Below are 24,247 nucleotides of genomic sequence, written 5' to 3' on the forward strand. Positions count from 1 at the left end.
ATGAAAAAAAATATAGTAAGAATAGTATTATTTGCTTCAATGGCTTTCACTGTTGCATCTTGTACTGATGATTTAAGTGTAGAGCCAAATGATAGACTGATTGTAGATAACTATTATACAACTGAAGGAGACTTCAGAAGAGGGGTAGATTATGCATATGATGCGTTTAAAATTGGAGGGTACTATCAAGGAGATAATACTCAATTGATAATACCAGATATTCTTTCAGATAACCTAATTCAGAATCCTCAGGGAAGGAGATCTAATAACGATGGATACAATTTAAATTTTGCTGGAAACGTAGGAGAAATTACTTCTGTTTATGGAGGTGGTTATGCTGTAGCGGCTAGGGCTAATGCGGTTCTTGATAAGATTAATAATTTAGCGCCTGGGGCATTTAGAACTAATATCGAAGCTGAAGCAAGAGGAATCCGTGCAATTGCTCACTTTGATATCGTAAGAAGATATTGTAAAATACCTACTCAGTCTGCTGATGCTGGAGGTTCAATGGGTATTGCATATGTTGATAAATTTGATCCGTTTTTGGTAACTACAAGAAATCTGACCGTAAATCAGGTTTATGACAGAATTCTTGGTGATTTACTTTTTGCAGAACAAAACATTACGCAATCTGCAAATGTAGGTAAACTTACAAAGGCAGCTGTACAAGGAATGTTATCAAGAGTATACTTGTATAAAGGTGATTATGATAATGCTATTACTTGGGGGCAAAAAGCTCTTGCCTTAAAACCAAGTGTTGGAACAATCGGAACTTTTAAAAATATCTGGAATGATACTTCTGTTGATGGAGTTTTATTCAAAATATTGAACTCAAGTATTGAAAATATTAAAACAGGTTCTGCTTATAACCAGACTGTAGGAGGTCAGATTAAGTCAGAATATGTTGTAGACTATGATTTATATACTAAGTTCAAGGATATAGATATTAGAAAATCTTCTTATATCGTGACATCTCCTTTCAATGGTAAAAATTATAATAACGTAATTAAATACAAGCAAGCTACAGACAAACCAATTGAAGCCGTTGATGTGAAGTATTTAAGAACTTCAGAAGTACTTTTAAATGTTGCTGAAGCAATGTATAAAAAAGGAAACGAAGCTGGAGCTTTAGGTTTATTGAATACATTAAGAGCTCAAAGATATACTGGATTTGTTCCTGGAGCAGAAGCTGGTCAAGCTCTGTGGGATGCAATTATGTTAGAAAGAAGACTAGAATTAGCATTTGAAACAGACAGATTCTTTACTTTAAAGAGACTTGCTCTACCTATTCAAAGATCTAACTTTGGTCCTGAATCTAATGGAGCAGGAAACCCTGCGACTGTATTGTCGCTTCCTGTTGCAAGTCACAAGTGGCAATTACCAATTCCTCAAGGAGCAATTGATAACAACCCTCAGATTCAACAAAACCCTGGTTATTAATCATACAATAATCATTTGATATACAACCCCTGCTCAAAGCAGGGGTTTTTTATGTCCTTTTATTTCTTATTTTTGCTGTACAATAATGAATAATGAAGTACATCCTTTTCATACTCTTCTCTTTAGGTTTTATAGCCAAGGCTCAGGTCGTGAATAAAGCAGAGACAAAGCCTCAGTCCAAAAAAGAAGACACCCTTGTGATAGATTCCGGGAAAAAAGATTCCCTGAAAATTTTTAAGCCTACCATTAATGACTACCAGTATCAGACTCAGTTTTCTGAAAAGAAAGTTTTTGATACCGTAATGACTTTTGATAAAACCTATATCTTTTCACAGCAAAATAATAAAGATAATTTTGGAAAAGTTCAGCCTGCCAACATTGGTGCAGGATTCAATCCACTTGTATTTGAAGTAAATCCTGAAGAAAATCTTTCATTACTGCCTTCCAATAAATCCTACATGATCATTGGAGCCAATGATGTGAAATACTACGACGTAAAAACACCTACCGCATCATTTATTTATCATAATGCCATGCGAAACGGAGCTGCTCTGAAATCAACCTATACTCAGAACATCGGAAAAAGATTCAACTTCGCTCTTGAATATATGGGACTCCGTTCTCAGGGACTTTACAGAAACTCATTGTCAGCAAATAACAATACACTATTCTCTGGGCACTATGTTTCAAAAAGCGGAAATTATGAGCTTTTTGCCCATTATCTTCATCAGAATGTAAATAATCAGGAAAGTGGAGGTATTACAGAGGATAATCTGTTTCAAAGTGGTGACAGTAATTATAGCAACAGACAAAATGCGCAGGTAAATCTGGCCTCTTCAAGCTCACAGTTTTCTTACAGAAGATACTATCTGAGTCATCAGTTTACGCCATTCAATTCCGGGAAATTTCCTTTTAGTATAAGACATATTATTTCTCATCAGGGGAACAAATATTATTATAATCAAACTGCTTTGGAGCCATATTGGTATAATGACCCTGCTGAACTGGTAGATGGTTTCCCGCTGACAACCAAAAAATATTCTGAAAACTTCAGCAATACGGTAAGCTTGATTTTTAATAATGAAAAATTCAAGCTGGATGCAGGGGTGCGTTATCAGATGATCAAATTAGGTATAAGAGATGTTGTTGCACTGAACGGTGTTCCTTTCCCTGGCGAACTGAAAGAAAACAGAATTGGAGCTGTAGGAAATCTGCAGGTAAAACTTTGGAACAAAATTCAATTAAATTCATTCCTGGAATTTTCAAACGGAAGCCAGTTTAAAAGTTATCTGAAAACAACCAATAATCTGAAGTTTGAACCAATCAAAGATTATTTCGTTAATGCAAAAGTAAACTTCCAGAGTGCCTATCCTTCTTTCAATTATTTATTAAATACTTCCGTTTATAACAATTTCAATTATTATTTTGAAGATGCGAAGAACCAGTCTGTAATGGAAGTAGGAGGTAGCATCAATCTGAAATGGTTCAAAACAGAGCTTTTTGCCAATTACTTCAGAATTGATAACTATACGTATTTTGATAGTAACGGAAGTCCGAAGCAAAGTAACAATTCTGTGAATATTTCTCAGATCGGAGGAGATGCCACATTCAGCTTCAATAAATTCCATCTGAATACAAGAGTGCATTTCCAGAATACTTTAACCAATAAAGAATTGCTTCCTTTACCAGGTTTTATCGGGAGAGCCAACTTCTTCTACCAGACACAGGCCTTTAAAAAAGCAGCAGAAATTCAAGCAGGGGTTAAAGTATATTATTTCTCTAAATTCGCTTCAAGAGAATATTTCCCGGTTCTTAATGAATACATTCTGCCAAGAGCAGATTCATTTTCAATTGGAGGGCAGCCTATCGCCGATGTTTATATTAATATGAAGGTGAAGAAAATGTTCTTTTTCATAGAAGGGCAGCAGATAGGAACGGTGATCTCCAACAACAAAGCATATGCATTTCCACATTACCCGGTGTATGATTTCAGATTGAATATCGGAATTGTGTGGTATTTGTTCAACTAAAAACTGTACAGGTTGAAAACAATTAATAAAATATCATTTAACGATATAGAAAGCATTCCTCAGCTGGTAAAAGATTTTTTACATCAGAAAATTGAAGGTTTTGAAAATAACACATTTTCCTTAGAGCATTTCAGACAGCAGATGCACCTGAAGAAAGATTCTTTCGCATCAGAGAAAAGAAATATTTTAGCTGATGTATTTGAAAGTCAGCTTGTAAGTCTTACTCTTTCTTCAAAACAGAAAGAAAATCTTGATAGTATTAAACAGCCAAACACGTTCACTATTACAACAGGACATCAGCTGAACCTGTTTTCCGGACCTGTCTTCTTTATATATAAAATTCTTCAGACGATAAAGACATGTACCTATCTGAAAGAAAATTTTCCGGATTTTAATTTTGTTCCGGTATATTGGATGGCTTCGGAGGATCATGATTTTGCAGAGATCAATCATTTTAAAACTGAAAATAACTATTACGAAACCAACGGGAAATCCGGCGGCCCCGTAGGACGAATTGAAATCAGTGATACCTATTTTATTTCTGAATTTGAAAAGGAATTCAAAGATTCTGTTTTCGGGACAGAGCTGATTTTAATGATGAAGGAAGCTTATAAAGCAGGAAACACCTTAACGGAAGCCATTAAGATTCTTGTCAACCGTCTTTTTTCAGAATTCGGACTTTTGATTCTGGATGGAGATTCTGTAGAACTTAAGAATCAGATAAAAACGATTTTTAAAGATGAGCTTCTGAACTTCAGTTTACAGAAAACTTCCAAAGACAAAGTAGATTTTCTTACTGAGAAATATGGAAAGGTTCAGGTAAATCCTCGTGAAATTAACCTTTTCTATCTTTCTGACACCAGAGACAGAATTGAATTTAATGGTCAGAAGTATATCATTGTGGATAAAACCATCCAGTTTACAGAAGAAGAGATTCTGGCTGAACTGGAAAATCATCCTGAAAAATTCAGTCCGAATGCATTAATGCGTCCGGTTTATCAGGAAAACGTACTTCCCAATCTGGCTTATATTGGTGGAAATGCCGAAATCATGTACTGGCTGGAACTGAAAGATTATTTCTCAAAAATCAATATTCCTTTTCCTATCCTGATTCCAAGAAATTCTATGCTTTTCCTGAAAGAAAAAACCTTAGGGAAAATAAAAAAGCTTGATCTTAAAATAGAAGATTTTTTCCAAAATTTTACGGTACTTACCAATCAGAAGATTTTAAAAGATAATTCTGTTCTACGATTGCTCGAAGAAAAAGAAGAAGTATTGATCAGTAATTTTTCTGCACTGAAAGCATCTGCGGAAACTACGGAGAGATCTTTCGGTAATATGGTGAAGGCAGAAGAAGTACGACAGCTGAAATCATTTAAAAGAATGAAAAAACGACTGCTTCATGCAGAAAAAATAAAACAGAATGAATTGCTCGAAAGACTTGAAAATCTGTTTTTAGATGTTCATCCCGCAAAAACATGGCAGGAGAGGGTATATAACTTTAGTGTATTCTTTTCAGATTATGGCTATTCGTGGCTTGAAAATTGTTTGGAAGAAATGGTGGTTCAAGATTCAAAATTAATAATTGTTGCCATTTAATTTTAAAGAAGTATTTTTGTAAATTATAATTATCGAATATGATAAAGAGGTTTTTTATTCTATCCAGTTTATGTATGGTTTTGGGAGTTTCAGCCCAGAAATCACATACGGTTGTGCAAGGTGACAATCCTTACAACATTGCCAAAAAGTATGGAATGACTGTAGATGAATTGCTGAAGCTAAACCCAAAACATAAAGATGGCAAACTGGCGATCGGAGATGTTTTAACGATAAAATCAGAAAAAGCAGCCACTCCGGCTGTAACAAAAACAGCTCCTGCAGGAAAAGTAACTTCAAATACAAGTGCTTCTTCTCTGGGTAAAATTGTTTTACTGCCAAAGCAAACCATCTATGGTATTACAAAACAATACAGAATTTCCGAAACTGATTTAAGAAAACTGAATCCTGAACTGGATTCTCACATGAAAATCGGAGACGAAATCACATTACCTCTTGCCAGCATTAAAAAATATGGTGGCGAGCAACAGGCTGTAACAGTAGAAAAGCCCGTTGAAACTCCTGTAGAAAAAGTAACAGCAACTGCTGCTACATCTGCTACCACTGCTGCTGCAGAAGGAGAATCTTATGTGATTCAGGCAAAAGATAATTATTACAGAATTACAAAACAGTTTGGCATCAGCCAGCAGGATCTTTATGCTTTAAATCCGGGATTGGAAGAAAAAGGACTGAAACCTGGTGATACCATAACAATAAAAAGATCCAATAACAATAATACTGATACTGTTGCTGAAACTTCAAATCCAAAAGCAAAAATGGATTCAGGCAACGAAAAATCAACCGCTGCTTCCACTGTTGTTGCAGGTGATGATTATGTTACTTACACGGTTCAGCAGGGAGATACAGTGTTCTCTATTGTTAATAAATTCGGTGTTTCTATTGATGAGCTTATTGCTCTTAACCCGGATCTATCACATGGTTTGAAAACCGGAATGGTTTTAAAAATCAAAAAGCAGGATGCTGCATACATAAAGAAGAATGGTGATGCTTTAAGCGTTATTTTGATGCTTCCTTTCGGGTACAGCACCAATGAAACGCAGTACAGAGGAATGGCACTTGACTTTTTGACAGGAGCTAAACTCGCTATTGAAAGAAATGCAAGAGGAGGACAAAAACTGGATATTAAAGTAGTAGACTCAGGGAATGAAGCTTCGTTCAAAAACTCTTTGACGCAGATCAACCCTGATAATACAGATCTTATTATCGGACCTTTCTTCAAATCTAATGTAATTGATGTTCTTGATTTCACCAAAAATCAGAAAATCCCGATTGTAGCACCATTTGCCAACTCACCGGAACTCTATAACTACAGTAACCTTATTATTGTAGAAACCAATAATCAGACGTATGCTGATAAGATTGTGGAAGAAGTAAAAGCAGTGTATTCAGATCAGAAAATATATATAGTGGCAGATGCTAAAAAAGAAGATGCCAACTATATCAAAGCCGGACTTGAAAAAGCTGTAAAAAATCCTAATATTATTATTGTTAATTCGTCGGCAGATATTCAGCCGGATCAGAATATGATGACAGGACAGTCTGCACCGGTTATTGCCATTTTAGCAAATGATGATAATACTGCAGGAGATGCTTTTGCCAACAGAATGATTGCGATGTCTAAAGAAGTTCAGGGAATAAAAGCCTTCAGTATGTTCTATTCTCCTGTTTTTGAGAAGAAAGTGGATGAGCTGAGCCAGGCAAGTCTTGTATATCTGATGGATAGAAAGATCAATACAGACGGAAGCTTTGAGAAAGAAATTCTGGCTGCTTATAAAAGCAAATACTGCAAAACGCCACCGAAATATGCTATCGTAGGTTTTGATGTGGTAAATGACATGTTAACCAGAGAGAATAAAAAAGGAGAGATCTTTAAACAAATGAATAAAGTTCAGACTCAGCTTGCGACCAAATTTGAGTTTGTAAAATCTAAAGCTAACGGTGCTTATGTAAATACAGGTTACAGAGTAATCAGGTTAGTACCATAAATGATTTATAGCACTTAAAACGAATATTGTTAACATTATAGTTATATTTGCATAATATTTAATTCAATACATGAAAGCACTTGTATTTCCAGGGCAGGGTTCTCAGTTCGTAGGAATGGGAAAAGAATTGTATGATTCTAGAAAAGATATTAAAGATCTGATGGAATCTGCCAATGAAATTTTAGGTTTCGACATTCTTTCCATTATGTTTAACGGTACGGATGCGGATCTTAAGAAAACAGAGGTTACCCAGCCTTCAATATTTATACATTCAGTAGCAGCATTAAAAGCCGTAAATGGTCTTGGTGCTGAAATGGTAGCCGGACACTCTTTGGGAGAGTTTTCAGCTTTGGTTGCCAACGGAGTTTTATCCTTTGATGACGGTTTGAAATTAGTTTCTGAAAGAGCGAAAGCAATGCAGGAAGCTTGCGACGCCAATCCAAGTTCTATGGCTGCAATCTTAGGATTAGACGATGCAAAGGTTGAAGAAATCTGTGCGCAGATCAGCGGGATTGTTGTTCCTGCCAACTATAACTGTCCGGGACAATTGGTTATTTCAGGGGAAACTCCTGCAGTAGAAGAAGCTTGTATAAAGCTGAAAGAAGCAGGCGCTAAAAGAGCATTGCTGTTACCGGTAAACGGAGCTTTCCACTCACCATTGATGCAGCCTGCACAGGAGAGACTGGCAGCAGCTATCGAAAAGACAAAATTCAGAAAAGCAACTATTCCTGTATACCAGAATATTACGACTACAGCGGTAACCAACCCTGATGAGATCAAACAAAACCTGATCGCTCAGCTTACCGGTCCTGTAAAATGGACTCAATCTGTTCAGAATATGATTAAAGATGGTGCCTCTAACTTTGTAGAAGTAGGACCAGGAAAAACCCTTCAGGGATTGATCAAAAAAATTGACGGATCTGTAGAAGCAACTTCTGCAATCTAAATAAAAAAATATGAGCGCGATCTTTTCACCGGGCAAGCTTATGCTTACTTCAGAATATTTCGCAATCGATGGAGCTCTTGTCTTAGCGGTACCTACCAGGCTGGGACAAGAGTTTTTCTTTGAAGAAAAAGAAGATGGAAAATCTCTTATTCTTTGGGAAGCCTATCATCAGAATACATTATGGTTAAAAGCTGTCATTGATTATAAAAACTGGCAGATCTTAGAAACCAATATTCCGTCAAGCGCTGAATTTATTACCAAAACATTACAAAATGTTCAGCTGCTTTCTGACAGTAAATTCAAAACAGACCTTACTTATTATTTAAAAACAGACCTTCAGTTTCCTGCAGATTATGGGCTTGGGAGCAGTTCCACCCTGATGAATAACCTTGCGGAATGGGCTGAAATAGATCCTTTTCATCTTAACAGCATCAGTTTGGGAGGCAGTGGATACGATATCGCTGTAGCGAAAGAAAAATCTGCAGTTCTTTTCCAGAGTAAACCGGAGATCAGATATGAGAAAGTAGATTTTAATCCAGCTTTTAAAAATGAACTGATTTTTATCCATTTAAATCAGAAGCAGGATAGTAGGGAAGGAATCAATTTTTACAAATCAAAAAAGAAGTCCCCGGAACTGGTTGATGAATTTTCGGATATCACAAAGAAAATTATGTTATGCGATGAATTGGAAAATTTTTCTGAATTAATGATGATTCATGAGCGGAAAATTGCCGATTTTCTTGAAATTCTCACAGTTAAAGAAAAATTTTTCTCAGATTGCCCTTCATTTGTCAAAAGTTTAGGCGCATGGGGTGGAGATTTTGTGATGAGTGCGAAATTTGGGGACTATAAGAACTATTTTTGGGAGAAAGGTTTTACGACTGTTTTTGAATGGGATGATATAATTGGTTTATAATCAGTATATTACAATCCTGTTTTTTTATTTGCCATTCTGACTTATATCAGTATATTTAAACCACCTTTAACAAATAATTAATATTATTTTTGTTGAAAGCAATAAAGAAATAGAAAATATAAGTAAAATGAAAAACACTAAAATCATCCAGGATTTAGAGAAATTAGGGATTAAAGGAAACTATGAAGTAGTGTATAATCCTTCTTACGAAGAATTATATCAGGCTGAAGTTTCTCCTGAAAATCAGGGGTTTGAGAAAGCTGAGCTTACAGAATCAGGCGCAGTATCAGTAAAAACAGGAATTTTCACAGGTCGTTCACCTAAAGACAGATATATTGTTCAGGATGATGTTACAAGAGATACAATTTTCTGGGATGGTAAAGTAAACTTACCTACAACTGCAGAAATTTTCGGGTCTTGTAAAGAACTAGTGCTGAACCAGCTTGCCGGATCTAAAAAGATCTATGTAGTAGATACATTCTGCGGAACGAATGCGGATACGAGACTTAAAGTAAGATTCATCGTTGAAGTGGCTTGGCAGGCACATTTTGTTACTAATATGTTCATTCGTCCTTCTCACTATGAGCTTGAAAACTTTGGCGAGCCGGATTTCACAGTAATCAACGGATCAAAAACTACCAACCCGAACTGGGAAGCTCAGGGATTAAACTCTGAAAACTTCATCATGTTCAACCTTACTGAAAAACTACAGATCATCGGAGGTACATGGTATGGAGGTGAGATGAAGAAAGGGATGTTCGCTATGATGAACTACTATCTTCCATTAAAAGGGATGGCTTCAATGCACTGTTCTGCAAACGTAGGAGAAAAAGGGGATGTAGCTTTATTCTTTGGTCTTTCAGGAACTGGTAAAACAACTTTATCAGCCGATCCTAAGAGATACCTTATCGGTGACGACGAGCACGGATGGGATAATAACGGAGTATTCAACTATGAAGGCGGATGCTACGCTAAAGTTATCGACTTATCCGCAGAAAAAGAACCGGATATCTTCGCTGCCATCAAGAGAGATGCTCTTCTTGAAAACGTTGTTGTGAACAATGGAGTAGCAGATTATACCGACGGATCTATCACTGAGAACACCAGAGTTTCTTATCCAATCTATCATATCAACAAAATTGTATTGCCTTCTAAAGCAGGTCATGCCAAAAAGATTGTTTACCTTTCAGCAGATGCATTCGGAGTACTTCCTCCGGTTTCTATCCTGAATGAAGATCAGGCTCAATACCACTTCCTTTGCGGTTATACATCAAAATTAGCAGGAACTGAAAGAGGAATTACAGAACCTCAGCCATCTTTCTCTCCAGCATTTGGTGAAGCATTCCTTACCTTACACCCAACAATGTATTCTAAAACATTAATTGGTAAAATGAAGGAACACGGAGCTAAAGCTTATCTGGTTAACACAGGTTGGAATGGTACCGGAAAGAGAATTTCTCTAAAAGATACCAGAGCAATCATTGATGCCATCATTGACGGTTCTATTGATAATGCTCCTAAAACTCAGGTTCCGATCATGAACCTTGAAATTCCTACTGAATTGCCAAACGTTTCTACAGGTATTTTAGATCCTAGAGATACTTATGAAAGTGCTTCAGAATGGGAAGAAAAAGCAAAAGATCTTGCTTCAAGATATATCAAGAATTTTGAGCAGTACTGTGATACTGAAGAAGGTAAGAAGTTAGTTGCTTCAGGACCTCAATTGCAGGAACAAACTATTTAATACTTACCAATCAACATACAAAACGCCTCATCAATGATGAGGCGTTTTTTTATTCATATTTTTTACAGTTTTCAATCAACTCATTCTGTTCATCCAGTTTTAGAACTGTTAATTTGATTGATTCTTCAGTTAGAGATTTTATGATGATAAAGTGCTTTGAAGAAAAATAAGACTCTTCATCCAACATCTTATCTAAATACTTTGGAGTTGTGAAGGTCATCCAATATTTTGCTTTATCAGAAAATGTAATGGTTACTTCTATGACATCAGATTCAATATTTTCTATTGTATCATCTATGTTAATCGAAATTATTTCCGGTTCATTATTTAAACTAAAATAAAATTTCGAATACCATCTCAGCCTTCCTTCATTATTTTGAATCCTTACATTTGCATCATTTATTTCTTTAATAATATAGGATTCTCTTTTTGTTAATTGACTGGAATAGACCCCAACATCCTTACAGTAAATTTTATCATTTATTTTCATAAATTTATCCATAACTAGCTGCGGGAAATTACTAGAATTATTTTAAACTTAATAAAGCCAATCTATACCCATCCATCCCAAAACCAGATAAAACCGCATCCGTATTGGCTGCCGTCACAGATTTCTGTCGGAATTCTTCTCTTTTATAAATGTTACTGATATGTACTTCTACTTTTGGCTTTCGAATATTTTTCAAGCAATCAGCAATAGCGTAAGAATAATGAGTAAAAGCTCCCGGATTAATCACAACGGCATCAAAGTCATCTTCCTGAAGCTTGTTGATAAGCTCTCCTTCAATATTTGACTGATAATATTTTAATTCATGAGATTGAAACTCGGATTTTAAAATTTCCAAATAATTTTCCATAGAAACATTTCCATAGATTTCAGGTTCTCTTGTGCCCAACAGATTGAGGTTAGGGCCATTGATGATTAAAACTTTCATTCTATAAAATTAAAAAGTTTTTTTAATTAATTACATAAAAATTAAGTGATGCTGAATTTTTATTCCATTGAATTATTGATAATGATATTTGTCATGTGTGAAAAAATGATAACAGTCGCAACTCCTTATTGTTATGGCTTTTATTAAAATTTTATGTTAATTGTTAAAATATTATCATGAAAAAAATATAAGTCTACTTGTTTTGTAGACTAAAAGTTTTTAGCTTTGCAACCATATTTCGATCGGCTTATAAAGAAAGATGGAGGGAACTGACCCTGTGAAGTCTTGACAACCTACCCGTGGGCAAGGTGTTACATTCAGCCTTTTAAGGAAAAATAAGCATTTGGTTTATCGTATTTATCGATGCCCTTTGCTGACTTTTCTGCAAAGGGCAAAATTTTAATATATGGTAAATAAAATTGATTATGATTAGTAAAAAATTATTTAGTGCCCAAGTATGGATTCCTCCGGTTGCTGCTTTCTTTCTGGGAGTCACCAGTGTAAATGCACAGAATTCCAGACTGAAAAAAGATAGTCTTCATGAAAAGGAGCTTGATGAAGTAGTTGTGGTAGCTTACGGAAAAGCAAAAAGAAACAGCTATACCGGTTCTGTAGCCACCATTTCCAGTGATAAAATCAATAACAGACCTGTCACCAATATTACCAAAGCATTGGAAGGGCAGGTTGCAGGGATTCAGACTACCAGTGCCTCAGGGCAGCCGGGTGCGGTTTCTACTATCAGAATCAGAGGAATTGGTTCCATCAGTGCTTCCAGTGATCCTTTATATGTAGTGGATGGAATTCCTTTTGACGGAAATATTAACTCTATCAGCCCAAGTGATATTGAATCCATCAGTGTTTTGAAAGACGCTACAGCAAGTGCTTTGTATGGTTCAAGAGGGGCAAACGGAATTATCATCATCACTACAAAATCAGGAAAAAAAGGAGAAGCAAAAGTTAATTTTAATATCAGCCAGGGATTCTCAGGAAGAGCTGTCAAAGATTATGAACAGGTAAACACAGATCAGTACTTTCAATTATATTGGGAAGCGTTGAGAAACGGATATCAGTCCGGTAAAGTTTCTTCTCAGCAGGCTGCTCAGATGGCAACAGATAATCTTGTTTCTACTCTTGGAATTAATCCATATGGAACTGTTTATCCAAAACCTGTAGGAACAGATGGAAAACTATTGCCTGGTGCTTCACCACTCTGGAATGATGACTGGAGAGATATTTTACAGAGAGTGGCCTCAAGAAACCAGGTGGATCTTGATATCAGCGGAGGAAGTGAGAAAAGTAATTACTTCTTTTCCCTTGGTTATCTGGATGACAAAGGCATGGCCATTGAGTCTGGTTTTAAGAGATATAATACCAGGCTTAAAATTAATTCCGAAGTTAAAAAATGGCTGAATGTTGGAGTCAACTTAAGCTATACGAACAGTATTCAGCAGGCGCCTACTTCTTCGGATTCAAAAGTGAGCAATATCATCAATGCCGCAAGGTTTATTCCTTCATTCTATCCTTATTATGAAAGAAATGCTGACGGAACTTACGTTTTAGATGCCGACGGAAATCCAATTTATGATTTTGGAAAATACAGGCCAACGAATGCGCTTCAAAACCAAAATGCTGCAGCAACTTTGCCTTTAGATAAAAACGAAAATAAAGAAGATAACTTTTCAGGGAAAGGATTCATGGAATTCACCTTCTTGCCGGAGTTAAAATTCAAGACAAGCTTCTCTGTTGATCTGGTGAATTATAACGGACATTATTATTCAAATCCATTACTTGGGCAAGGTGCGGAAATTGGAGGTTCAGTGACGAAGACCAATACCAGAACACTTTCCTATACAACCAGCAATATTCTGACGTATGATAAAAAGTTTGGAAAGCATCATGTTAATGCATTAGCAGGACATGAATTCTACAAATACGATTATCAGACGATTTCAGGAACGAGAAGTCAGTTTTCACTGCCTTATTACTATGAGCCGGATGCTGCTTCTCTGCTGGGAAGTTTCAGTGGAAACAGTAATAAATTAAGCTTATTGAGTTTCCTTGGAAAAGTAGAGTATGACTACAATAATACTTACTTCTTATCTGCATCGGGAAGAGCAGACAGTTCTTCAAGATTTGCGAAAGATAACAGGTGGGGAAGATTCTGGTCAGTAGGAGGTTCATGGAAAATTTCGAACGAGGAATTTATTAAAAGCCTGAATGTTTTCAATCAGTTAACACTGCGTGCCAGTTACGGAGGTCAGGGGAATGATAAATTACTTAGACCCAACGGACAGCCGCTTTATTATGCGTATCAGGAGTTATACAGGTTTATCAGCCTTGGTGGAGAACCGGGAACAACATTGGAGAAAACGTCTACCAATAATGTAAAGTGGGAAACCAACCTTAATTTAAACGTAGGATTGGAATTCGCTATTTTGAATAACAGAGTTAAAGGAAATATTGAATACTTCAAAAGAAAAAGCCAGGATCTTCTGTTTAACATGCCAGTGGCACCATCATTGGGAATCAGTGATTATCCTGCTAATATCGGAACGATTCAGAATACAGGATTTGAATTTTCATTATTTACAACACCGGTTAAGAATGATAATTTCCAGTGGAATGTAGATGTGAACTTAAGTACTTTAAACAATAAAGTCACAAAATTACCTGGCGGTTCTCTTGTGGTAGGAACCAAGCTGTTAACGGTAGGTGGTTCTGTGTACGATTTCTTTATTCCTGAATGGGTTGGAGTAGATCCAAGCAATGGAAAGCCATTGTGGAAAACAGTTTCTACTGATGCCAGCGGAAACTCAGTGGAAGGAACAACCTCAGAATATTCAAAAGCAACAAAACTATTACAGGGTTCTGCATTGCCTAAACTGACAGGAGGAATCAGTACAAGCATTACCTATAAGAATTTTGACTTTTCAGGATTACTGACATTCAAAATCGGGGGTAAAATTTTAGATACAGATTATACTTCCATCATGCATAACGGAAGTGCGGGAGGACGTGCGTGGAGTACCGAAATGTTGAACAGATGGACACCGGATAATCCATATACAGATGTTCCCGCATTGAGCACAACAACGAATAACTGGACATCAACGTCTTCAAGATTCCTGTATTCCGGTACTTATGCAAGACTTAAAAATGTAAGCTTAGGATATACACTCCCTGAAGATTATTTTGAGAAAATAGGATTGAAAAAATTCAGAATTTATATCCAGGCAGAAAACCTTCTCACATTCTATAAACATAAAGGAATGGATCCTGAACAGGCTTTGGACGGAACCACGTATTATAGATATCCTGCCATGAGAACAATTACTTTTGGACTTCAGGCAACGCTTTAACCTTTTAAAATTGAAACAATGAAAAAATTAAAATATATATCGTTTGCTCTTATCGGATTTTTGTCGTTGGCAAGCTGCGAAAGCGAGCTGGATACAGCTCCTACTGATCAGGCCAGTAGTGTAGAAGTTTTCAAAACAGCCGAAAGTGCTGAGACGGTAGTGAACGGTACCTGGGCAAAATTTAATAATGATGGAACAACCTATGCCAATATCGGGTATTCCACTGTGTTGAGAGCCAGTGATGCCATGGGAAGTGATGTAGCAGTATTGACGAATAAATATGGTTTCGCTTCTACCTATGCCTTTACAGAAATGGTGAACAGTACAGCAAGCCGTCCGCTGTTTATCTGGACTATGTTGTATTCCACCATCAATAATATGAATAATGTGATTACAAGAATTGATGGAACGGAAGGCAGCCAGGAGAAAAAGGATCAGGTGAAAGGCCAGGCAAAGGCATTACGTGCTTTCTGTTACCTGAATCTGGCGAGTTTTTACCAGTTCAGCTATCTTAAAGACAAATCAGCGTTGACAGCCCCGATTTATACAGAACCTTCCACAACAAGCACAGTAGGGAAGAAGAGAGCAAGCCTTGAAGAAATTTATACTTTGATTAAAAGTGATCTTACCGACGCCGATAACCTGTTGAAAAATTATACAAGAAATAATAAGGATAAGATCAACCGTTCTGTGGTAAACGGACTTTTAGCAAGAACTTACCTGAATACAGGAGAATGGAGCAAAGCTTCAGCATCAGCAAAAATCGCAAGGGAAGGATTTTCTCTAATGGCTCCGGAGAAATATAAAGATGGCTTTAATGATATCAACAACGCAGAATGGATCTGGGGACATGCACAGACCCAGGAACAGTCTGATGAAAGTTATGCCTTCCATTATCTGGATGTATCTTCCTCAGGAAGTTATTATTACAGCTTTATGGCAGATCCTTATTTTAAAGACCTTTTTGATACTAATGATATCAGATATCAATTATTTTCATGGGACGGGCAGAAAGGAAGAGAAGGATTGCTGAGGTATGCCAAGTTTAAATTTAAACCTACCCTTATTGCAGATATTGTTTATATGAGAGCTGCGGAAATGTACCTGATCGAAGCGGAAGCGGAAGCAAGAAGCGGAAATGTTTCTCAGGCGGTAACCGTACTGAACCAGTTGAAATCTGCCAGAAATGCTAATATTTATTCTGGATCATTGTCACAGAATGCAGTAGTAGATGCAGTTCTGATTGAAAGAAGAAAAGAATTGTTTGGAGAAGGTTTCTCTCTTTCAGATATTATCAGAACACAGGGCACAGTAGTAAGAAAACCATTTGTAGATGCAGATGGAAAACCGATAAAAGTTCAGGTAACTACACCGGACGGAACTGTGAAAACCGTAGACGGTAAAGGACATTCTGTTCTTGATTTCCCGGATAAATCTGCTTTTGTACCGAATAGTAATTATTATTTATTCAGTATTCCACAAAGGGAATTTGAGAATAATCCGAATTTATAGGATATAGTCCATAATTAGATTGATTTTTTTAGCCACTGCTTTTGCGGTGGCTTTTATTAAAAGAGACTGCCCAAACTTGTTGGACAGCCTAAAAAAACAAAGTTAGTGTATAAGAAATTTTCTAAAAAACTTTATTTATCATTTCTACTCTAACATCCAAACTTTCATTCATTGTTGAATTAGGTTTATAATAATTTAGCATAAAGTTTTCGGTGTCCCAAACGATATAAATGTATTCATTTAATTTAGCTTTATCAAACTTAAAGTCTTTACTGGATATTATACCTGAGCTAAATGTACCTTCTTTATCATTATTGTTATGACTTGGAAATAGATCATCTTCAAAAGCAACTTTCGGATTTCCATACAACTCTAATAATTTATTTAAGATATCTGAATGCTTTTTAGCATCATCTATGGAAAAAATCATTGAATTTATTGTATCATTGTTAATACCAATGTTAGACACTTTTACTTCTTTTCCCAAAAAGGATAAAGGTAATTTATTTTCAGATGTTTGACCTTTACTATAAGTATTTAAAGACCCTAATTTTTTTCCCAAAATATCATGTGTTAATTCCATTATTGCAAATTTTTATCTTATATTAATATAAAAATTATGTCCTCCTATTCCTCTTACTAAAGGATAATTTGAAACAGTAATAATAATGGATTCATAATTCCATCTTATAACGTCTAAATTCATAATATATTCAATATCAGTATTGTTAATATTTGTAAAAGCTTTTTTTTCAATTTTTGACTCTGAAAAATTACTATTTTGTACTTTTTCTTCATGCCAAGTATTCTCTGTATTTTGTATTGGAGAGCCTAATCTATGTATTAAATCATTTATAAGACTGTATTTGTCAGAAATATTTAAAACCAAGTCAATACTTAAAAGAACTCTATCTAACTTGTTTAATGAAATATATATAACATTTTTTTTAAGAAAAGTATACTTTATTTCATTTTTTATTTCTTTTTCTTCAAGCAAAGAATGTACATTATCAAAAATATCCATACTTAATTTATTTTTAATTATTATTTTCTTTAAAACCAAGACCCTCTCCAATTAGAATGCATAAATTTTCTCATAGTATTGAAAGGAGCTTGGAAACTAGATGTTCCTTTTTCAAACCGTAAATTTAAATCTATTGTATTTTTTAACAATAAATCCATTTCTTGTTGAGTAAATATACCTTCTTGCAATTTAACTTTCAATGATAGAGCATCTAATCCAGCATCAATGGCTTTAGCAAAGATTCTTTGTGCATTAGTTGGTATTCCAGCGTGCTTAATTGTAACACTCATATAGAGGGTTCTAACTGTTCTAAAGCTCGCCTTACCCACTCCTGTATTATCTAAGAAATAAAACGTGTCATTGATATTATTTACTCCCGCAACATAATTTATTCCAACTTTATTAATCATTATAGATTCAGGATCAGTTCCAAAGATTCCTAAAGGACTATTCGCCTTCATTATCTTCATAATTGAAGAGTCTCCATCTCCATCCCCATCTGATTTAGAAGCCTTGAAAAGATTGTCGCCTCTGTGAGCCAGATGATTAAAAATAGCGACAATAGCACCAATCTTCACGCCTTCCCAGAAATTTCCTCCGGAAAGGGCAGACCCCACACCACCGGAAAGCATTCCCAAAGCAACCTGGCTTACACCGCTGTACGCAGCAGCTCCAACAGCTTGTCCATACCCAAACGATACAGCACTTGACAAAAATGCACTGGCAGCCGCAGTAAAGAAATTACCTCCCTGCATAAAGCTCAGCGTTCCCTGTACCCCCGCATGGACGAGACTTTTTAAAGCCTCATTTCCTATACTTGCTGTAGCAGTAGAAAAGACATCTCCTATAACAGTTGTTATCCCCGCACTTATCAAACTCATTACAATACTAGAATATAAGTTGAGAATATTAAACTTCGCACCAGTAATCAAAACAGTAGCAGTGTAAGAGACTACAGCAAAAAGTAACGCTTTAACAATAGGAATTGCAAAAATCTGCCAGAATTCACCACTCGGATCATTAAACATCAATGGATTATTCATTACATACCCATACTTATTGTAATTCTGGGTATTGTATGGATCCTGTATATTTTCATCAGCATTTAAGAATCTTCTTAATAGTGGATCATACAGCCTTCCGTTCATATGGATAATTCCTATCTCTGCAAAATGCTCATGACTAGTATACCCACGATCTATAATGAGATCCTTCGACAGGCTCAGGATGACATTTTTGTCTGTAATGATGGATCCGTTTCCGATTTTTAAATGGGTGAAATTACCCCATGCATCAAAATGTCTTTGTTCTAGTTTATTTCCAGCTTCATCAGTGATAGCTAAGATACTTCCTATATAATCTTTATGTAGGAATTTGTAAGTACCGCTACTCTCCGTAAAGTTCTTTAAATATACAATATTTGATTCATAAGGTGTACCCCCAATATAAATGATATGCTTTTCTTTTCCGGTCGTATTATCTTTTACGATTTCATAGCTTCCGTCTTCACTGTAAAATTTGGTAAACTTACCATCTCCATCATTACTAAAATCGCCACCATAGGTAACTCTTTGTCTCATATTCGTAAGTCCATACTGGAAGGCAACATCTCCTTTCATTCCATCAATAAAAACTGGATCATTGTTTTCGTTATAAGCAATGCTTTGGATTAAGTCATTGTTATAATTCTGAGTTCCTGCCGCATTCAACGTCATTCCGGTTGGCTGGTAAATCTTGGCAGAATTTTCATACTTCATCGCTCCTACCTGATCGTTCTCCATGATTCTACCCTTAATATCGTAAACATTTCGGTTGGAAGATGGTTTAACTCCTGTTACCGGATTTGTCCAATTTACCAAACGGTTATTATCATCGTAATCAAAAGATTCTACAATATTGAAATCTCCTCCCGTTGTTCTACTATTCAATTCATTTTTAATGGCATTGAATGAATAAGAAAGTTGAAGGATACTTGGTTTTACTGTTGAAGAATGGTTAACATTGGCTAAGAAACCATTACCATCGTATATATTATTAATATTAGCAGCACCTAATTTTGCTTTCAATACCTGACCTTTGGCATTGGCTTCTGTCAATTCCCAAAGGGTTTTGCCTGAATTTTTATCTTTTACCAGATACAATTCTCCATTCCATGCGCTATACATATTTTCAATCTGAACTTTAGTAAGAGCACCGGAAGAATAGAGCTGCTTTTCATAAGAAATTACCCTTCCTTTATCATCATAGGTAATTCCTTTCTGGATAAAGTATTTTCCGTTGCTGCTTTCTGAGGATGATAGTACTCTTCCCTGTTGATCATAAGACACATTTGAACTGTAAACTTTTCCTTTAGATGTTCCATCTTTTGAAACTAACCTTCCTTTATTATCATAAGTAAAAGAAATTGTTTTGTTGGTAGCCTGTCCTCCGTCTATACTTGAAATTTCCGTCTGAGCAACCAACTGTCCCAGATTATTATACGTATATTCCTTTGTTCCTTTCGGACTTATAATCTTCTTCGGCTGCCCGAATCCGTCATATTCATATTTATACAATCCGTTGGAAGGATCATTAAATTCTGATTTTCTTCCCCAGGAATCGTATTTTGTGGTGACAATATTTTCTGCATACTGTGCTTTGATTTGCTCTCCGGCTGCATTATAGGAGAAGATAATCGTTCCTCCTTTGTCCGTTGAAGAAACTACATTTCCTAAAGCATCAGTGGTTCTGGAAGTAGTTCTTCCATAACCGTTAAGTTCTTTTACAATTGTGGTCAAGCCTGAGACAGTAGTTTCCATCTGCTTACCATTGAATGCTGTAGCGGTTGCCTTGCTGATAGGGAAAACAGAATCATCATAAGTAATGATATTCCATCCAGAAGCACTTTGCCCTTCAAAATAAGGCTCGGATTCCCTAATTTTTCTTCCCAGTATATCATATTGGATTTCTTTACAAACAAATTGTCCCTGTCCAAATGCTTTAGCAGAGGTTTTATAATCCTGACCCAACCTATTGGTAAATTTTTTAGAGATATTTCCATCAGGATCGTATTGGGTAAGAATTATATTAGCGTTATTATCTCTTTCATACTTATAGGTAGTTGTTCCTCCTAAATTGGTTTTGGAAGTTAATAACTTCCCCCAGCTATCATACGTATTGATAAGTGTATTACCTAATGGATCGGTTTGCTTTTTGATCTGTCCCCAATCATTATATTCAATAATAGTTACTAATCCTAAATTATCAGTCTTTTTCTCTACAAACCTTCCTTTAGGCTCATACAGACTTGTTTCTGTCTGAGTTTGAGAATCTACGCTATTGCTGATTGTTTTTCCGGTGATATTACCAAAACCATCGTATTTGTAGGTTTCCAGTAAGTAGCCTGTAGTATCCCTGTTCCACTTTTTTAAGGTTTTAAGAAGATTATTTTCATAAATATATTCTTCTTTGGCAGATTTTGTATCACCATAAGCTTGTACTACATCGGTTTTAGATTGAGGACGACCTACAAAGTAATCTGGTCCAATTCCTGAGAAATTATGAATATATTCAAAATTAGAATTTGTTATCGCATATCCGTTATTAACATTCAATACACTTTGCTTTGGAAGATAATAATCCCCATAAGTGATAGAAGTGTTTGTTAATGTACCATTTAGAAAATCCTTTGTTTTAGTACTTGTGGGAATAGTAGCTGTTACAACTTTTGATTTATCAGTATCAGCAATTACTCCCGTTACAATTTGCCCGTTTAATAGCTTATCTGTTTGGTAAACAGTAGATTTAAAACTTAATAACTGGGTGTTGTTTTCAGAAATATCAGAAGGAAATATTTTAGATTCATCGTTGGTCGAGATATTCCATTCTTTTACCGGGAGCCCATCAAAAAGAGGATCCATTTCTACTCCTGACCAGATTTTAGTATTTTCAAAACCGTCTGCATACCATGACGAGCGGGCAGATTGATAATAGCCCATCATCCCTTTTCCATGCATATGCCCGGTCATCCCTCTGTATCGAAAATCCTGCTTTCTTCCTTCTTGTCTTAACAGAGATACAGCATAGGATTGGTCAACCCTGTTTAAAGAAAAATAAGGATAATATTCTTTTTTAACCTTTTGATAAAAATTAGGATTAACAGTATTATTCGGGATTATTTCTAAATAATCTGCTGATGTTGTAATCCCTCCCTGGGTAATGGTTTGCACTCGGGACAACTTTCCAACAGAAGAAGTGGATTTAAGCTTGTGCATCCTTTCTTTCCAGAATAAAAAAACATCATAATAATTATTGTTGACCTTTACCTGTGAAGTGATCGGAGAGAATAGAGTAAAGTTGCCTACATCATTGGTTACATAATTATATCCTCCATACGTATAGCTGGTAAAGAAATCAGGGCTGCCATTTGTTGTAGCCCCGTTAGCAGTATAAGCATCAATAGTATAGCCAAAGTATCGGTTAAGTATAAGTCCGCTTGAATTTACCTGCCCTGCCTTGTTAAAAGGGAGGATATGGACAATATCTGATTTCCCATCTTTATTGATGTCTGACACTGCATATACGTGCTGGTATATATTAAAAGTAGGGTAATTACTATTTTGATAGTCATTAGGTTTTCTGTATTTCAAGAAATCTGTTTTTAGAAAATTGGAAAATCCTTTTCCAGTTCCCATATAAAACCTCCAGTCATCTTTTTCTTTGTTATCTGTTGTTGGGATCGTAAAGTCAAGGTTTCCATCACCGTTAAAGTCTCCAAATAAAACAGGAAATTCAGGTGCTTTTGTTTCGACTAAATTGCCTGTGAATCTAATTTTCTTCAGATACTGATTAGGAGCTGTTTTTACAAACTCAAATACAGTATAGGCGGTATTGGAAACATCAATAATATCTACTTTTCTGTCTCCATCTACATCCAGATATTGTTGTTTATAATATGAATTTTCATTGATTGCGGAATCAACAGTATAGGTAACGACAGGATTATTTACATTCTTTAAGTCAATAATAAAATTTCCGACTGTATAAGTAGTACAATCAAGTATTGTACATGGGGGAGGACGGCTAACGGTACCATCAGCACTTTTATCGCTACAGTTAGGATCCGGGATCCAACGACAAAGTTCTTGCTTTAATGTTAAAAATATATCTGAAATACCATCTCCATTAAGATCACCTTCGTTAAATATAGGGGATAACATTCGACAGCCTGCAGGATAAGGATCAGTTGTACTTTGTGTACATTGTGATTCATCATATACGGCCTTTTCAAATATCTTTACAAAAGCATTATTTCTGAATATATAACCTACTACTTTACCACTTTCATATTGAACAATCCCATTTCCATTATAAATCTCCCCTTCTTCATCTAACAGCGTGCTGATAACTTTAGCTTCAGCATTAAAGGTTTTACCTGTTGAAATATCAGTATAGGTGTCATTTAATCCTCCAAGCTTTATTGTTCCGTTATTCATAACAAAATCCAGATAGGAATCACCATTAAAATCTCCTGACAATTTTACATTCTCAAAGCTATCTACATTATTGTTCGAAAACTCTAAAACAGGCTGGGTAGGAGCTGGATAAGTAAAAGCTACCGGATTAGCTGCACTGTTGTCTGTATTATACTCAGTTATCTTATCAACTGATTGATAATTTGTTCCATTTTTAATATAATTAATTCCATATTTTTTAAATTGGCTACCATTTGAAATTACCTTAATTTCGGACAAAAGTTTATTTTGATCATATCTTAATCCCTGTACATATGACTGTTCGGTCAAGTCCCTGTCTATATAAGTAAATTCAATGCTGTTATAATGAGGTTTATTTAATGTTTCATTTCCTCCCCATGTTATAGTGGATATTCTGGACACACCACCATTTATGCCCGCGGAACCAAGTGGTGTATATTCATAGCTGTATGTGATGAAGTTCCCTTGAGGATCTTTCCATTTTGTGATGTTATACTCCAATGCTGGGGTTGTATCTCCCATAAATCCTGATGAAAATGTTTTTTCATATTTAGCTTGAGATCCATTTTCAAAAGTCACTTCCCAATAGTTGGGTCCTGAAATGTTTAAACTATTTCCAACAGATTTAATTTTTACGTTAGAGTATTTTTCCGTCACATATTCAGCGCCATCCTTACCATATTCTCCTGATTTTAAAATTAATCTTTGACCATTAAAGCTATAATAATCGGAATAATCCAATTGTATTCCTTTTATTTCTCCATCCTTCTCAATATTTTTACCAACTCTGGAGATAGAGGTAACACCTGAAATGTTCCAGCCATATCCTGCTATTCCATTGGAAGAACCGCTGGTATACATCAAATTAATTTGTGGAGCTACGCTTTTCACCCCGGGAGGCAAAGCAATAGGTAAAGTAAATTGTAATTGCCCGGCTCCGTTAACCTCAATATTACCCTTGGTATCATGAAAACTCTTTCCATCCGGAGCTGTCGTTCCCGATGGATTAGTTGCCCCCGCATTTGAATCGGTAGGACCACCGCCCGGATTCTCCGTAGCAGGACCAATTTTAGCTATAAATGGATTTGATGAGCTGGAAGACGCTCGAAATCCTGGTGCCAGCACCACTGTTTGTGGATCCTGAACCGTTCTCGAAGTACTCTCTGCCTGATACAGTATGGTTTGTGAAAAGCCCATTACTGCCCATAATGACAGTATGAATGATGAAAATACTTGTATTTTCTTATCGTAAAGTTTCATGGTTA

14 protein-coding genes and 1 riboswitch are annotated in these 24,247 nt (G+C 35.8%); of the genes, 9 read left to right on the forward strand and 5 right to left on the reverse strand.

Going from position 1 to position 24,247, the window contains the following annotated elements:
• The 7 genes from V0410_RS17340 (at position 1) to pckA (ending at position 10,678) form a co-directional block, all read left to right on the forward strand.
• Complete coding sequence (locus V0410_RS17340; RefSeq protein WP_330745040.1) at positions 1–1,440, forward strand: RagB/SusD family nutrient uptake outer membrane protein; 1,440 nt, start codon at positions 1–3, stop codon at positions 1,438–1,440.
• A 92-nt stretch (positions 1,441–1,532) separates the two neighbouring features.
• Entirely contained in the window at positions 1,533–3,470 is a 1,938-nt protein-coding gene (locus V0410_RS17345; RefSeq protein WP_330745041.1) for a putative porin, read from the forward strand.
• A gap of 12 nt (positions 3,471–3,482) precedes the next feature.
• Positions 3,483–5,069, forward strand: a complete 1,587-nt coding sequence (bshC, locus tag V0410_RS17350) for a bacillithiol biosynthesis cysteine-adding enzyme BshC (RefSeq protein WP_330745042.1) — start codon at positions 3,483–3,485, stop codon at positions 5,067–5,069.
• Positions 5,070–5,107: 38 nt separating this feature from the next.
• Entirely contained in the window at positions 5,108–7,072 is a 1,965-nt protein-coding gene (locus tag V0410_RS17355; RefSeq protein ID WP_330745043.1) for an amino acid ABC transporter substrate-binding protein, read from the forward strand.
• Between the two features lie 70 nt (positions 7,073–7,142).
• Positions 7,143–8,018 (forward strand): ACP S-malonyltransferase, encoded by an 876-nt coding sequence (gene fabD / locus V0410_RS17360; protein WP_330745044.1) that lies wholly within the window; start codon positions 7,143–7,145, stop codon positions 8,016–8,018.
• Positions 8,019–8,028: 10 nt separating this feature from the next.
• A complete protein-coding gene (locus V0410_RS17365) occupies positions 8,029–8,934 on the forward strand; it encodes a GYDIA family GHMP kinase (RefSeq protein ID WP_330745045.1) in 906 nt (301 codons plus the stop codon).
• A gap of 127 nt (positions 8,935–9,061) precedes the next feature.
• Positions 9,062–10,678 (forward strand): phosphoenolpyruvate carboxykinase (ATP), encoded by a 1,617-nt coding sequence (pckA, locus tag V0410_RS17370; protein ID WP_330745046.1) that lies wholly within the window; start codon positions 9,062–9,064, stop codon positions 10,676–10,678.
• A gap of 49 nt (positions 10,679–10,727) precedes the next feature.
• On the opposite strand, the gene V0410_RS17375 is transcribed toward pckA, so the two are convergent.
• Together V0410_RS17375 and aroQ are read right to left on the reverse strand one after the other, a co-directional pair.
• Positions 10,728–11,168 (reverse strand): hypothetical protein, encoded by a 441-nt coding sequence (locus V0410_RS17375; protein ID WP_330745047.1) that lies wholly within the window; start codon positions 11,166–11,168, stop codon positions 10,728–10,730.
• Between the two features lie 37 nt (positions 11,169–11,205).
• Positions 11,206–11,613, reverse strand: a complete 408-nt coding sequence (aroQ, locus tag V0410_RS17380) for a type II 3-dehydroquinate dehydratase (RefSeq protein WP_330745048.1) — start codon at positions 11,611–11,613, stop codon at positions 11,206–11,208.
• 244 nt (positions 11,614–11,857) lie between these two features.
• Positions 11,858–11,955: riboswitch (SAM riboswitch) on the forward strand.
• 83 nt (positions 11,956–12,038) lie between these two features.
• Between aroQ and V0410_RS17385 the strand changes: the two genes are divergently transcribed.
• Positions 12,039–14,972 carry a SusC/RagA family TonB-linked outer membrane protein gene (locus tag V0410_RS17385; RefSeq protein ID WP_330745049.1) on the forward strand — a complete coding sequence of 978 codons (2,934 nt, stop codon included), beginning with the start codon at positions 12,039–12,041 and terminating at the stop codon, positions 14,970–14,972.
• Between the two features lie 18 nt (positions 14,973–14,990).
• Entirely contained in the window at positions 14,991–16,484 is a 1,494-nt protein-coding gene (locus V0410_RS17390; protein WP_330745050.1) for a RagB/SusD family nutrient uptake outer membrane protein, read from the forward strand.
• A 121-nt stretch (positions 16,485–16,605) separates the two neighbouring features.
• Here the strand turns inward: V0410_RS17390 and V0410_RS17395 are convergent, their stop codons facing one another.
• The 3 genes from V0410_RS17395 to V0410_RS17405 are packed head-to-tail and all read right to left on the reverse strand — an operon-like array spanning position 16,606 to position 24,242.
• Positions 16,606–17,067: a hypothetical protein gene (locus V0410_RS17395; protein ID WP_330745051.1), complete on the reverse strand. Its 462-nt coding sequence runs from the start codon at positions 17,065–17,067 to the stop codon at positions 16,606–16,608.
• Between the two features lie 12 nt (positions 17,068–17,079).
• On the reverse strand, positions 17,080–17,508 hold the full coding sequence (locus V0410_RS17400; RefSeq protein ID WP_330745052.1) for a hypothetical protein: 429 nt from the start codon (positions 17,506–17,508) through the stop codon (positions 17,080–17,082).
• Positions 17,509–17,537: 29 nt separating this feature from the next.
• Positions 17,538–24,242, reverse strand: coding sequence for an RHS repeat-associated core domain-containing protein (locus V0410_RS17405; protein ID WP_330745053.1), 6,705 nt, complete (start codon positions 24,240–24,242; stop codon positions 17,538–17,540).
• Positions 24,243–24,247 lie beyond the last annotated feature (5 nt).

Source organism: Chryseobacterium sp. CP-77 (genome assembly GCF_036362765.1).
Classification (GTDB): domain Bacteria; phylum Bacteroidota; class Bacteroidia; order Flavobacteriales; family Weeksellaceae; genus Chryseobacterium; species Chryseobacterium cupriresistens.

Coding starts and splice junctions, on each gene's coding strand:
- V0410_RS17340 (WP_330745040.1), top strand. CDS start 1: ATGAAAAAAAATATAGTAAGAATAGTATTATTTGCTTCAATGGCTTTC.
- V0410_RS17345 (WP_330745041.1), top strand. CDS start 1,533: ATGAAGTACATCCTTTTCATACTCTTCTCTTTAGGTTTTATAGCCAAG.
- V0410_RS17355 (WP_330745043.1), top strand. CDS start 5,108: ATGATAAAGAGGTTTTTTATTCTATCCAGTTTATGTATGGTTTTGGGA.
- fabD (WP_330745044.1), top strand. CDS start 7,143: ATGAAAGCACTTGTATTTCCAGGGCAGGGTTCTCAGTTCGTAGGAATG.
- V0410_RS17365 (WP_330745045.1), top strand. CDS start 8,029: ATGAGCGCGATCTTTTCACCGGGCAAGCTTATGCTTACTTCAGAATAT.
- pckA (WP_330745046.1), top strand. CDS start 9,062: ATGAAAAACACTAAAATCATCCAGGATTTAGAGAAATTAGGGATTAAA.
- V0410_RS17375 (WP_330745047.1), bottom strand. CDS start 11,168: ATGAAAATAAATGATAAAATTTACTGTAAGGATGTTGGGGTCTATTCC.
- aroQ (WP_330745048.1), bottom strand. CDS start 11,613: ATGAAAGTTTTAATCATCAATGGCCCTAACCTCAATCTGTTGGGCACA.
- V0410_RS17385 (WP_330745049.1), top strand. CDS start 12,039: ATGATTAGTAAAAAATTATTTAGTGCCCAAGTATGGATTCCTCCGGTT.
- V0410_RS17390 (WP_330745050.1), top strand. CDS start 14,991: ATGAAAAAATTAAAATATATATCGTTTGCTCTTATCGGATTTTTGTCG.
- V0410_RS17395 (WP_330745051.1), bottom strand. CDS start 17,067: ATGGAATTAACACATGATATTTTGGGAAAAAAATTAGGGTCTTTAAAT.
- V0410_RS17400 (WP_330745052.1), bottom strand. CDS start 17,508: ATGGATATTTTTGATAATGTACATTCTTTGCTTGAAGAAAAAGAAATA.
- V0410_RS17405 (WP_330745053.1), bottom strand. CDS start 24,242: ATGAAACTTTACGATAAGAAAATACAAGTATTTTCATCATTCATACTG.